Origin of the sequence: Paenibacillus rhizoplanae, assembly GCF_042684125.1 — a bacterium.
Classification (GTDB): Bacteria; Bacillota; Bacilli; order Paenibacillales; family Paenibacillaceae; genus Paenibacillus_AQ; species Paenibacillus_AQ rhizoplanae.
Genome location: NZ_JBHUKY010000078.1, coordinates 255022 through 267961 on the forward strand (window position 1 = coordinate 255022; position 12940 = coordinate 267961).

Below are 12940 nucleotides of genomic sequence, written 5' to 3' on the forward strand. Positions count from 1 at the left end.
AATCATCCTCCCATATATTGAACTGCAAATGCCTCTCTGATAGGCGTGAATTGTATTGTGTTTCGTACGGTATGTATCAACGTCTCTGAAGTCGCTTCGGCGTACAAATGTGGAAACCGGCCGAGTACCTTAAGGTTGCTGTATTGTTCAATTAGTTGTGCATTCGTAGTAACACTCGGATCGTCATTCAGCTCTGTTAGTTCTCCTTCATTTAAAACGACGCCAACAATTGGGACGCCGCGATTCTGAAGGAATGATGCAGTCAGAAGTGTGTGGTTAATGGTTCCGAGGCCAGAACGGGCTACAATTAGAGCAGGTATCCCAAGCTCCGAGATGAAATCCACCATGAGGGCGTCTTCGGTCAGCGGTACAGCTACGCCGCCCGCGCCTTCGATGAGCAGCACTTCGTATCGTCTAGTGAGCGGTAAGCCAGAGGCGATTATCTCATTCAGCGTAAGGGTCACACCAGCCTGCTTGGCAGCAAGCATGGGCGTAAGCGGAGCTTCAAATGTAAATGGCGCGACTGCCTCTGGCCGCTCATTGATTTCCGTGCTTTTCAGCAGTCGCTCAGCATCGGTAAGTCCACTACCAAGAGGTGCACCAGACTGAATCGGCTTCCAGACACCGGCATTCAGCCCTTCAGCGCGGAGCATAGCGGTAATGGCTGCCGTTACAACAGTCTTCCCTACACCTGTGTCCGTACCTGTCACAAATAATCCGCGTACCTGTCCACAGTTCACTTTGTTCATCACATTTAACCACCTTCGGTGACTTGGCGTATCGATTCCGTCAATATATTTATCATGGCATCCAACTCAGCTTCACTACTGGCAAGCGGAGGGATGAAGACAATCACATTCCCGAGTGGTCTTGTTAGCATGCCAAGTTCTCTGGCCCGCTGACTCGTACGAACGCCGATTCGATCTGACCAATCGTATGGCTCTCGTGTAACCTTATCCCGCACAAGTTCTATTCCGATCATCAGTCCCTTTTGTCGGATTTCACCGACGTGCGGGCGGTCTTTAAGCGCTGCGAGCTTATGCTCGACAAATGATGCCTTTGCTCTTACTCCTTCGACCATGTTGCGCTCTTCAAACAGCTTCAAGCTAGCCAAAGCAACGGCACAACCAAGCGGGTTCCCTGTGTAAGAATGACCGTGGAAAAATGTTTTCTGCTCTTGGTAATCAGCATAAAACGCCTCGTACACCTCGTCAGTCGCAAGCGTCGCTGCCACTGGTAAATAGCCGCCAGTCAACCCTTTCCCAATCACCATCAAATCTGGTGAAACATCTTCGAGTTCACAAGCGAACATAGCGCCCGTTCGACCGAAACCTGTCGCCACCTCGTCAGCTATGAGCAGCACACCATGCTCGCGGCATAGCCTAGCCATCTGACTTAAACAACCCGGAGGCATGAGAATGATGCCACCAGCCCCTTGCACAATCGGCTCCACGATGAGAGCCGCAATCTCATCTGCCCTCGTCTCAAGCAAATTACGCAGTGCAGTTAGCGTAGCTTCCAATGCCTTCGTCTCACCACCCTCATGGCGATAAGCGTAGGGATAAGGAATAACGTGCGAAGAAAATAACATGGGGCGGAACACGTCATGATACAAAGGAATTGCACCAACACTCACCGCGCCAATTGTATCTCCATGGTACGCTTGATTCATCGTGATAAACTTCGTTTTACCTCGTATCCCCTTGTTATGCCAGTATTGAAAAGCCATTTTGATCGCGATCTCAACACCGGTTGCTCCTGAATCTGAGTAAAACACTTTATTTAATCCTTCCGGAGTAATTCCCACCAACTTTTCTGCAAGTTCGATTGCTGGTACATTGGCCATTCCGAGAAGGGTAGAGTGGGCGACACGCCCTAACTGTTCTGTGATCGCCTGATTTAGCTCCGGCACGTTGTGTCCATGTACGTTGAGCCAAACGGATGAGAAACCATCATAATAAGCGCGTCCTTGAACGTCATACAGCATAATGCCTTCGCCACGTTCAATAATGAGCGGATCAGAGTCATTGTAGTCTTTCATTTGAGTAAAAGGATGCCATAAGTGTTCCTTATTCATGGCAGCAAGCCGTTCGTAATCTGTTATCACAAATTATCACCATCCGTTAATTGTCTTTTGATTGTCAACCTAAATGATCATTTCAGGTTCACAATCGGATTTGGTTATTTTAGCAGACCTAGACGCCCCTGTAAAGAGAATTCAAAGGGTTAGATTGAAAAGCGAAGCGGTCGCCTTTGTCCCCGGATTTTCACCGCTCATCAGTATGAATCAACTTTATATGAGTATTAATCATTGGATTGTTGGAAGCGCTGCTATATACTTTCATTGTGAAATCCTACCTACTGAATATTTAATCCAACCAGATTAAGGGGCTGTAGCAATGAGAGAACTGAAGGGCAAACAGGTCATTCTTCAAGATCATGATTTGAAACGCAGGGAAGAGGCCAACCGCCGGTATCTGATGAAACTGACAAATGACAATCTCCTCTTTAACTATAAAGTAGAGGCAGGAAGATATGACGGCAGGGATATTCCAGAAGATGCGCATGGGGGATGGGAGACGCCAGTCTGCCAGATCCGCGGACATTTTCTGGGACACTGGCTGTCTGCGGCAGCGATCCGGTATCATGAGACGGGCGATCTGGAGCTCAAGCTGAAGGCCGACCTCATTCTGGACGAGCTGGCTGAATGCCAGAAGGACAACGGAGGACAATGGGCCGCGCCGATTCCCGAGAAATATCTGCACTGGGTAGCTCAAGGTAAGGCAATCTGGGCGCCGCAATATAACATTCATAAGCTATTTATGGGTCTTGTCGATATGCATCAGTTCACCGGGAGTCAGAAGGCACTTGATATCGCAGACCGTTTCGCCGACTGGTTCGTCGCCTGGAGCAGTACCTTCACCAGGGAGAAGTTCGATGACATTCTGGATATGGAGACAGGCGGTATGCTGGAGGCTTGGGCCGATCTGCTGGAGCTAACCGGGAACGAAAAATACACTGTTTTGCTGGAACGGTATTACCGCAGCAGATTGTTCCGTCCGTTACTAGAAAATAAAGACCCGCTGACCAACATGCACGCCAACACGACCATTCCTGAGGTACTCGGCTGTGCCAGAGCTTACGAGGTCACCGGCGAGCAGCGCTGGATGGATATCGTTACGGCCTACTGGAAATGTGCGGTCACTGAGCGGGGAACACTGGCAACGGGCGGAAATACGGCCGGTGAAGTGTGGATGCCGAAGATGAAGATCAAGGCCCGCCTTGGAGACAAGAATCAGGAGCATTGTACGGTATATAATATGATCCGTCTGGCAGAGTTCCTTTTCCGGCACACTTCAAATCCGGCCTATGCGCAGTATATTGAATATAATATGTACAACGGGATTATGGCGCAGGCCTATTACCAGGAATACCATCTGACCGGCAACAAGCACAGTAATCCGGCAACCGGGCTGCTGACTTACTTCCTGCCGATGAAGGCCGGGCTGCGGAAGGACTGGAGCACGGAGACAGACAGCTTCTTCTGCTGCCATGGAACGATGGTCCAGGCCAATGCGGCGCTGAATAGAGGGATCTATTATCAGGAGCAGGACGAACTATATGTCTGCCAGTATTTCCGCTCGGAGCTGACCACCGAGATCCACGGAGTGAATGTTCGGATTCAGCAATCCCAGGATCATATGAGCGGAAGCATGCTGAACTCCTCGAATACGGCCGGGCAGCAGGAGCTGAATGAGATAACTGCACTTCATGAGAACATGCCGGATTACAGAAAATATGACTTCACCGTCCATACCAGCTCTGCCAGCGAGTTTGCCGTCCATCTGCGGATTCCAGACTGGATCATGTCAGAAGCCGTGATCTATGTGAACGGCGAGCTGCACGGGAAGTCTGCGGATCACTCCGCCTTCTACACGATACTGCGGAACTGGCAGGACGGCGACCGGATCAGCATCATTCTGCCGGTAGGCATCCGGTTCATCCCTCTGCCCGACGACGAGCAGACCGGCGCGTTCCGCTATGGCCCGGAAGTACTGGCCGGCATCACCGAGAACGAACGGATTCTCTACACCCCATTAGCGAATGCAGCCGGTGAGATCATTATGGAGAACGAACGGGAGTGGGGGAGCTGGCGTTACTTCTTCAAGACCACCCGTCAGGACCCGGGCATCCAGCTCAGAAGAATCCGGGATATCGGGTACGAGCCTTATCAGGTGTATTTCCCGGTAAAATCCCCCCACAAAGTGGGGTTTTAGCTTCGATGTCTATTCAGGTACTTTGCGGGGACCCCGGAACATATACATTCTTGTCTATTTAAATAAGCATAGGCGTTATTTAGCAGAATAACCACCTGCATCCTTGCAGGTGGTTATTTTATGTGTAATTTTTTTGAACGATCGGTCGTTAAATTATTGACATTTCATTAGGTTAATCCTTATAATGACATTAATTCAATCGAAGGGGGCCTGAGGGTTATCAAGAAAAAAGAGATTACATCCAGTTACATCATTCAGGCAGCATTTGAGCTTTTTGCTGAATGCGGGATAGAGAAAACGAGTTTGGGTATGATTTCAAAAAAAGTGGGGATCACCAAATCCTCTATTTATTATCATTTTGCTACAAAAGAAGAGCTGATCAGCCGGACCTTTGAGCATATTTTCCGGGATCATCATTTTACAGCGTACTTTGATACGGAATCCGCCAATAAAGACAATTTTGCAGAAATATTACTCAGCGGCGGTCTAAGCATGCTGCCAAGCGGCGGGGAAGAGTATCGTTCCACATTAAGGGTGCTGAGTGAGTTTGCGATGCTGGCTGAACGGGATGAACAATTTAGAGTCCCATTCTTGAGAATCCAAGAAGATTTTGTAACCGGTTTTGTGCAACTTCTGTCCAAGGGCGCTGAATTCGGGCTTATTGCTTCTTCAACCATCGGGGTTAACGCAGCCATTCTTGCCTTGCTTATAGATAATTTGTCCAGATGCAAGATGATGAAGATGGACCTCGAATATGAGCTGATTTGGGAAGAGGCTGTCCGAAGAATGATACTTCGTGAAGATCACCAATAACTTACAGGGGGCAGATACACTTGAAACATATTATTATTACAGGTACATCCAGAGGAATCGGTGAATCCCTGGCTAATCAATTAATCGACCCGTCCCACCATCTGATATGTATATCCAGAACGGCTAACCAAGGACTCATTGAGCGAGCGAAGCAACTGGATTGTCAAATGGATTATTTCCATTATGATTTAACGGATATCAGTGGTATCGATCAGCTTGTCGAAAATATTTTCAGCCGAATAGAGCTTCGTTCCAGCAATGAAGCCATGTATCTGATCAATAATGCCGCCATGCTGACTCCTGTAAGCCCAATAGAAATGCTGGAAACGGAGAAAATAATCGAGAATATCCACTTAAATCTGTTAGCGCCGATGGTAATCACCTCCAACTATCTAAAGCTGACTAAGCATATGAATGTGGACAAAAGAATCCTGAATATCTCCTCAGCTTCTGCGAAATACATCTTACCCTCGCAAAGCTGTTACAGTACTGCAAAAACTGGTTTAGACTCTTTTACAAAGAGTATAGACATAGAGCAGAAGCTGGCTACATATCCGGCCAAAGTCGCGGCGGTGTATCCGGGCATGATCGATACAAGCTTGCAATCGGAAATACGGTCCGTATCCACTGAGCTGTTCCCCTATGTCAATGAATTCATTCAGCTATCTGAAGAAGGGAAGCTGCAATCGCCGGAATACACCGCGTCTAAATTAATTGAAATTCTTGTAAGTGATGATTTCGGAGAGAATGTTATTATTGAGACGATCGGTTAACGTGGAGAGAAAAGAAAAACCACCAGTGAAGGTTCAGAACCTTCACTGGTGGTTTTTTGCGTAAAAATGAACCTCTTGCCGTGAAAAAATATGACAATGGGCAATTCAATTGCCATTTTTTTGCGCATCTGCACGCTGAGTAGAGTATTTCCATTCATCTACTTCACGGGGATCAACACCAAACAAGTGACTGATTAGAAGCGCCAATGTAACATTCGGGAGTACCACACCGTACTCAATATTCTGGTAGTTGCGCAAGGTGCATTTCATGGTGTCATTAATCTGATGTACGATGGATTCTTGGGTATACCCTGCGGCTTTCCGTGCATCCTTTATCCTCAAAATGCAATATCTCCCTCGTATTTTCGGTATGTTTTTATGATAGGGGAGGAGACCCGTTAATTTAACGCTTTATAATACACGTAATATATTGCGTTATGAATTTTTCAGTATATAATAATAGATGTAAACGGGTTAAATAGGAAAATATCCCTTTATATTGACCGCCGTTTGATTCGATCTTAGTATCAACTATACGTATGCTTTTAATCCTATTTTATGGAAGGAGGTGTAATGGTTTGGGATCGGTAAATTCTATCCGGGAAGAACTGCTCGCGTATATGAACAGAAATCAAATGATACATTCCCATTTTGCGGAGTTATCGGGTATCAATTCAGGTACGCTCAGCCGGATTTTAAAAGGCAACCATCCAATCTCTATGGCACAACTTGTTGCAATTACCGCTGGAATGAAGCTGCCGGAAGACTATTTTTTTGAAGACTACATAGAGGAATGCTTCTCTTTTGTAGTCTCCATGCGGCGGATACGGCCGTTTATTTTCCGCTGTGCAGAATTAGATCGCTTAGATTGCATGGAGCAGATCGTCAACATGCTACTGGAGGATTTATCCTATGCGGCCGTGCTTTTTGAATTTGCTGAAATTTTGTATTTGAATAATAGACGCCCTGCAGCCAGGATACTGTATCAAGGGGTGAGCGAAGCCGAGAAGTATCAGCATTCCGAACGATTAGCGTTTTGTCAGTACCGTTTGTTTCGGATTGAAGTAGAAGAACAAGAGGATCTGGAGGAGAAGCTACGTGCAGCTACTCAATTTGAGTTGTATGTAAACCGCTTAGACGCAGCCGATCAGCTTGATGCAATGAAACAGCTAATGCATATTTATGGTCTGGTACACAAGTGGAAGAGAGTAGACGAACTCGCTAAAGAAATGCACCGGATTGCATCCGTTCAATATGAGCTGGAAGGCCGCCGATCTGACACAATAGAAGAAGGGTTGAAGTGTCCCGAACGTCCTTTCTACTATTATATCCTGTACGCTTACTTAGCTAGAGCTACTGCCAGCGAAGAGTGCGGCGATTACAAGCGGGCATTATCCTTTGTAAAATTGTATGCAAATGGTGAACGCTGGGTTCGGGAGAACGATGAGCAATCCAGGCAGATCATTGCACAATTTTCAAAATGGGCTGTTGCTAACACCTATCTGTACCGGTTAATGTCTGGAGAATTGGATGTAATAGATGAGTACGCTAATTATATAGCGCTTCAGGAGAATGAAATATTTATTGCAGTGCGTTATATCGTTCAAGCGGCGAATGTATTTAAGCTTAATGTCGATAGCATCTTGGAGCGGTTCGCGCCATACATACCTTATGAAACCAGCAAGACAGAGTTTGGCGAATACAAGCAGACCATTCTAAAAGAGAGCTATGCGCAATTCCTCATTGACCTTGCAATATATCATTTCAATCAAAGAAAGAGTAATGAGAACGCTTTAAACACCGTACTGAAAAGCTTGGAAATATCAATTACGATCAACAGCAGTAAAAATATGATTGCTTGTATGGCTCTTTTCGAGGAATATAGGGATTTCGCGGATCAAGAACTGCTGGAAAGATTTAAAAAACTATCAAGTGAGGTGTATCAGCTCCATGCGAAAAAAGATCTTATTCTTCTTGACGCTCTGTAGTGTTTCGATTGTCATTTCTACGACGTTAACCTTGGTGACTACGATGGGGCATGGCTGGGGGACATAATCATTCATTGAAAATATACAGGGGTGCTCCTGACGTTTCGGGGGCGCCTATTTTTGTGCCATTAAACAGACATCCTATTATCTGTCATAAAATCCTAAGATAGCATAAAGGGAGGATTCTATGGTGAACAGAAATATGCTCGTGCAAGTCCAGATTGAACGTGCCCGGAACCGGCTTCACATCCTGGCGGAGAAACATCATGATCTTCAGCATCCTGCGGTCCTTAAGCAATCCATGGTATTGGATGAATTGATTAACCAGTATAATATGAGAGGAGAGCAGCAAAGATTAATAGAGAGCAGGAAATCACTTGAGAACAAGCATACTTTATATTGAAGATAATGAGAAAATCGGCACTTGGGTCAAAGAGGAGCTGGAGCAGCGGGGATATACGGTACAGTGGCTGTTGTCCGGTGAGGGAGCAGAGACTGAGGTCGCGCAGTATGATGTCGTTATTCTGGATATCATGTTACCGGGCTTAGATGGATTCACTATAGGCAAACGCTTGAAAAAGGCGGCGCCTGCTGTGCCTATTCTACTCTTAACGGCCCGAACCTCAATAGATGATAAGGTAGAAGGCCTACAATTTGCCGACGACTATTTAACGAAGCCCTTCCATACGGATGAACTCGTGGCAAGACTGGAAGTATTAATCCGCCGAAGCGCTGGAATTCCTTCCGAACGTATTTCATTAGGAGAAGATATTGAAGTAGATCAGCATGTCCAGATGGTATACGACAAACGCACGGGAGAAGAAATTATCCTGACCGGGAAGCAGCATCAGATCCTGATGTATTTCTTACGCCACCCTAATCAAGTCCTGACCAAAGAACAGATCTATGAAGCCATTTGGGGAGAAGTATATATCACCGGCGATAAAACATTATTGGTACATATTCACCGGCTGCGCCAGAAGCTTGAACGGCATCCGGACTCGGCGGAGATTATTGAAACATTAAAGGGAATAGGTTACCGGGTGAAGCTATGAGACAGAACCGGTCCTTATTCCGCCGTTTTCTTAAAGTGCATTTTCTGTTTATCTTCCTCCCTCCCATGGTGCTTATTTTCATCTCAGCATTCTTTGGGACTACTGCCCATGGGACTAAGGTCAACACGTTGAATCTGTTTTACGTCACGCTGCTGTTGTTTGGTTTCATTATAGTCGCCTTCGTTGTTATCTCATGGCTGTTCTTCTTGAGGCTTCGCAGACGTCTTACCCGCTTACAGGAGGTGATGTCCTTCTCAGCGAATCACCATTCATTCCCCGAACCCGTCCTGGTTCAAAGGGATCGTATGGATGAGATAGACCAGCTGGGAGACTCCTTTAACTGGATGATCCAGCAGCTTCAAGACAGCCGCAAGCGGGAAGCGGAAGAGGAGCTTTTACGGCATCGGCTCATTGCGAATTTATCTCACGATTTACGGACGCCACTTACCATTTTGAGAGGACATGTCACCAAGTTAAATAAAGAACCCATCAGCCTGGAGGGGCAACACTCCTTGACTGAGATCAACCATACCATTACAAGAGTCGGGGATTTAATGGACGATCTGCTCTCGTATACGCTGCTTACAGCAGGGAAATATCCCTTTGAGCCTGCCCCCACAGATATGGTCCGTTTAGTAAGAGCCTCTGTTGCGGCGTGGTATCCGGTATTTGAAGACAACGGAATTCAGCTCGAGGTGGACCTGCCATCAGAGAAGACCTTTTATTGGAGAATAGATCCTAAGTGGATGACACGGGTGCTGGATAATGTATTTCAGAATATTCTACGCCATGCCGCAGAGGGGAGATATGCTAACATTGTGGCGGATGTGGAACAAGAACGGATCATTGTGGCCGACAGAGGCCCGGGGATGGATAACTCCTCGTATGAGCATGGGGCGGGGATAGGCTTATCGACTGCAATGTATATGTTGAACCAGATGAAGCTGAATGCTGACTTCACCTCCAATGGGAATGGCACGAGCGTAACGATTGGCAGAGCTTAACCTAAAGTTAACCCGGAAGTAAACAGGCGGATCACCGGGATGTAACTTTGCTTCGATATCATTAGAGCCATAACAGAAAGGAAGTGTTATGGTTGCTTACGATTCATAATCTGGTCAAACATCGCGGAGCAGAGGTCATCTTATCGGGGATCAGCTTTAGGGCGAGACCTGGCAGGATCACAGGCTTTCTGGGTCCAAATGGCGCAGGTAAAAGCTCTACCCTCCGTATCCTGCTCGGTCTCGACCGGGCCACCTCCGGCAGTGCGCTCATTCATGGCAAGCCATACGCAGAATTAGATCATCCCCTGGCTACAGTAGGTGCAGCACTGGATGGCTCCGGCGCTCACCCTATGCGGACAGGACGGGCACATTTGCGCTGGATTGCACGCGCCGCAGGCTTACCCCGCTCACGGGTCGAGGAAGTTCTGGAACTAACAGGTCTGTCTGACGCCGCCGGCAAAAGAGTCCGGAATTATTCCCTGGGGATGGGGAAAAGACTTGGCATGGCAGCAGCCCTGCTTGGCGATCCGCAGCTGCTGGTGTTGGATGAACCTGTCAACGGGCTCGACCCCGAAGGAATCCGCTGGATTCGGACCTTCTTACGGGAACGTGCTGCTTCTGGAAAAACCGTATTACTCTCCAGTCACCTCATGGGGGAGCTAGCCGAGACGGTTGACGATGTGGTGATTATTAAGCAGGGAACCATCGTTGCAGACGGAATCTTGGACGAGGTTATAGGCCGCCATTCCTCGCTGGAAGAAGCTTTTTTCGCCCTGACTGCGAAGCAGGCAGGTGACGGTGCATGAGAGCATTCCACGCGGAGCTGTCGAAATTATTCTCCCTGCCGGGCATTTGGCTCGCTTGTCTGATTGGAGCACTCGCCCCGGCGGTCATTGCAGCCTTGGACGCTATAGCCGAGAAAGAGGCGATTATAGCTGGAATTAGCACACGGCTGCCCGAAATGGGCTATAGCGGATTAGGTCTTGGTGTTCAAGGTGTCATTATTCTTGGCGTGCTTGCGGTCAGCAGTGAATATGTGACAGAAGGCAGTGAGGCGGGTGGAGGACAACAGATAACCACAAGCCTAGCGGCGGTTCCATCCAGGCTTCATTTCCTGCTGGCCAAAGCAGGTGCAGTGACAGTGATCAGCCTGCTGCTTAGTATGGTGGCCATTCTAACCACGGTGGCAGCAACGCAGCTCATTCTTGGGGACTATACCCCTGAATTTGAAAGGTCCAGACTGATCGGTGCAGTGTGTTACTGGACATTCACGGCACTATTCGCCCTTGCGTTGACTTTGCTGACTAAGAATGGCATCATCCCGCTTGCAGTACTCCTAATTAATTCATCTCTTGTCTCCTTCAGTGTCTTGCTGTACAACGTTACCAAGCTTGCGTTGTACTTACCGGACCGGGCTGGCTTTGAGATGTTCATGTTTACGGGCAGCGGGGTTCACACCCCGGGGACAAGCTCCTTATTCGTTCAATATCACACTCCGTTCACTGGCGGCTTAATCATGTTTGCCTGGGTAGCCGTGCTGCTCATGCTTGCAGTCCTTATGTTCCATAGGAGGGATGTTGCAGCATGAGTATCTCTTCCGGCAGGAAGATTACACGAATCTTTGGTGCTGAACTGGATAAATTAGTTACCCTACCGATGATAAGACTCACTCTTACGGTTACATTCATTCTTAACTTCGTGATAGCCGCAGCATATACTTCGGTTGCTCTGCAAGGGGCAGCAGGAACGCAAAGTATTCTGGATACTGGACTTGCCTCTATGGGCTATCTTCAGGCAGGGTTCATTATTCTGGGGATCTTAGCGGCTTGCTCCGAGTATACGGGCGGACAGATCCGAACGACTCTAACTGTGATGCCCTGGCGAGGTGTTCAGTTATCCGCGAAGATGCTGGCACTAGCGATGATTACCATTCCTGCAGCGTTTATTAGTGCCGCATCAGGTGTGCTATATGCTTTTATCATGCTTGAAGGCAAAGCACTAATGACCGAAATAGACACAGTGATACTGACCTTAGCAGGTGCAACAGGCTATCTTACCTTAACCGCACTGCTTAGTGCGGCGGTAGGTGCTATATTACGACGAACTACCCCTGCTGTAGTGGTGCTGCTCAGTTATTATTTCATTGTCAGTCCATTGTCGAGAGATTGGCTGCCTGAATTTTTTCCGGATAAGGCTGGGCAGATTATGTATATGCGGCATTCCTCTAGTGAGCTGAACGTTCTTCCCCCTTTGCAGGGGGCGGCTATTTTAATGAGCTGGACACTGGTCCTTTGGGCCACAGCGGTTGCCTGTTACCGTAACCGGGATGCCTAAGAACAGACTAATGATTGAATGGCAAGGCCGCTGGACTTAGGGACGCTAAGTATATTAACATTAATTGGCATCCTTTTTAAATAATCTATTTAAAAATCTAAGGAGTGAAACGAATGTCAGTTGATGTTAATCTTATTTTTAATGGGAATGCTCGTGAAGCCGTTGAGTTTTACGCAGAGGTTTTTGGGATAGAAAAAAACCATTTTATGACCTTTGGAGAATTCCCCCCTCATCCAGACTATCCGCTTCCTGAAGAAACCAAAAATTTAGTTATGCTCTCAAGACTTAATATTGATGGAAGCAATGTAATGTTCTCTGATGTTTATCCAGGTTCGCCATTTATTGCCGGAAATAATATAAGCCTTTCCTTAGTTAATGCTGACATGGATAGAATTAAAGCTGCATTCGATAAACTTAAAGTAGGCGGCACTGTAGTCATGGAGCTTCAAGAAACCTTTTGGTCCAAATTATACGGTGGCTTAATAGATAAATTCGGGATTACTTGGCAGTTTAGTTACGATGATGGTTCCATGAACATGTAATTTTAAATATACACGGAACAAATATTAAAGGATATAGAACTTTTCTTAGTTGAGCATTTTGCATTAATCTAAGCCCTTGTTACACAAAGGTTTTTCGAGTATAAAAAAGGACTTCACCCCAACTTGGAGAAGTTTTTTGGTAACGACACCAAAA

14 protein-coding genes are annotated in these 12940 nt (G+C 47.0%); 11 read left to right on the forward strand and 3 right to left on the reverse strand.

Features of this window, described 5'->3' with window-relative positions; genetic code table 11:
* Positions 1–2: 2 nt before the first annotated feature.
* Positions 3–749, reverse strand: a complete 747-nt coding sequence (gene bioD, locus ACFSX3_RS29630) for a dethiobiotin synthase (RefSeq protein WP_209990784.1) — start codon at positions 747–749, stop codon at positions 3–5.
* A gap of 5 nt (positions 750–754) precedes the next feature.
* Complete coding sequence (gene bioA, locus ACFSX3_RS29635) at positions 755–2077, reverse strand: adenosylmethionine--8-amino-7-oxononanoate transaminase (protein WP_379258766.1); 1323 nt, start codon at positions 2075–2077, stop codon at positions 755–757.
* Positions 2078–2399: 322 nt separating this feature from the next.
* Between bioA and ACFSX3_RS29640 the strand changes: the two genes are divergently transcribed.
* The 3 genes from ACFSX3_RS29640 to ACFSX3_RS29650 all read left to right on the forward strand — a co-directional run bounded on the left by ACFSX3_RS29640 (position 2400) and on the right by ACFSX3_RS29650 (position 5863).
* Complete coding sequence (locus ACFSX3_RS29640; RefSeq protein ID WP_209990789.1) at positions 2400–4277, forward strand: beta-L-arabinofuranosidase domain-containing protein; 1878 nt, start codon at positions 2400–2402, stop codon at positions 4275–4277.
* A 252-nt stretch (positions 4278–4529) separates the two neighbouring features.
* Positions 4530–5090 (forward strand): TetR/AcrR family transcriptional regulator, encoded by a 561-nt coding sequence (locus ACFSX3_RS29645; RefSeq protein ID WP_339225425.1) that lies wholly within the window; start codon positions 4530–4532, stop codon positions 5088–5090.
* Positions 5091–5110: 20 nt separating this feature from the next.
* On the forward strand, positions 5111–5863 hold the full coding sequence (locus ACFSX3_RS29650; protein ID WP_209990791.1) for a (S)-benzoin forming benzil reductase: 753 nt from the start codon (positions 5111–5113) through the stop codon (positions 5861–5863).
* A 105-nt stretch (positions 5864–5968) separates the two neighbouring features.
* Here ACFSX3_RS29650 and ACFSX3_RS29655 read toward each other — a convergent pair whose 3' ends face one another.
* The gene (locus ACFSX3_RS29655) at positions 5969–6205 is read right to left on the reverse strand and encodes a helix-turn-helix transcriptional regulator (protein ID WP_209990793.1); all 237 of its coding nucleotides are present in this window, start codon (positions 6203–6205) and stop codon (positions 5969–5971) included.
* A 236-nt stretch (positions 6206–6441) separates the two neighbouring features.
* Here ACFSX3_RS29655 and ACFSX3_RS29660 point away from each other — a divergent pair, with 236 nt between their 5' ends.
* The 8 genes from ACFSX3_RS29660 to ACFSX3_RS29695 all read left to right on the forward strand — a co-directional run bounded on the left by ACFSX3_RS29660 (position 6442) and on the right by ACFSX3_RS29695 (position 12786).
* Positions 6442–7851, forward strand: a complete 1410-nt coding sequence (locus ACFSX3_RS29660) for a transcriptional regulator (RefSeq protein ID WP_209990794.1) — start codon at positions 6442–6444, stop codon at positions 7849–7851.
* A 187-nt stretch (positions 7852–8038) separates the two neighbouring features.
* Positions 8039–8254, forward strand: coding sequence for an aspartyl-phosphate phosphatase Spo0E family protein (locus tag ACFSX3_RS29665; RefSeq protein WP_209990797.1), 216 nt, complete (start codon positions 8039–8041; stop codon positions 8252–8254).
* Positions 8229–8906, forward strand: coding sequence for a response regulator transcription factor (locus tag ACFSX3_RS29670; RefSeq protein ID WP_209990798.1), 678 nt, complete (start codon positions 8229–8231; stop codon positions 8904–8906). Before ACFSX3_RS29665 ends, ACFSX3_RS29670 begins: the two co-directional genes overlap by 26 nt.
* Entirely contained in the window at positions 8903–9910 is a 1008-nt protein-coding gene (locus ACFSX3_RS29675; protein ID WP_209990800.1) for a sensor histidine kinase, read from the forward strand. The genes ACFSX3_RS29670 and ACFSX3_RS29675 overlap by 4 nt, the downstream gene beginning before the upstream one ends.
* A 92-nt stretch (positions 9911–10002) precedes the next feature.
* A complete protein-coding gene (locus tag ACFSX3_RS29680) occupies positions 10003–10716 on the forward strand; it encodes an ABC transporter ATP-binding protein (RefSeq protein ID WP_209990802.1) in 714 nt (237 codons plus the stop codon).
* Positions 10713–11498: an ABC transporter permease gene (locus ACFSX3_RS29685; protein ID WP_209990804.1), complete on the forward strand. Its 786-nt coding sequence runs from the start codon at positions 10713–10715 to the stop codon at positions 11496–11498. The genes ACFSX3_RS29680 and ACFSX3_RS29685 overlap by 4 nt, the downstream gene beginning before the upstream one ends.
* Positions 11495–12244, forward strand: coding sequence for an ABC transporter permease (locus ACFSX3_RS29690; RefSeq protein WP_209990806.1), 750 nt, complete (start codon positions 11495–11497; stop codon positions 12242–12244). The genes ACFSX3_RS29685 and ACFSX3_RS29690 overlap by 4 nt, the downstream gene beginning before the upstream one ends.
* Before the next feature lie 113 nt (positions 12245–12357).
* Positions 12358–12786: a VOC family protein gene (locus ACFSX3_RS29695; protein WP_209990808.1), complete on the forward strand. Its 429-nt coding sequence runs from the start codon at positions 12358–12360 to the stop codon at positions 12784–12786.
* Positions 12787–12940 lie beyond the last annotated feature (154 nt).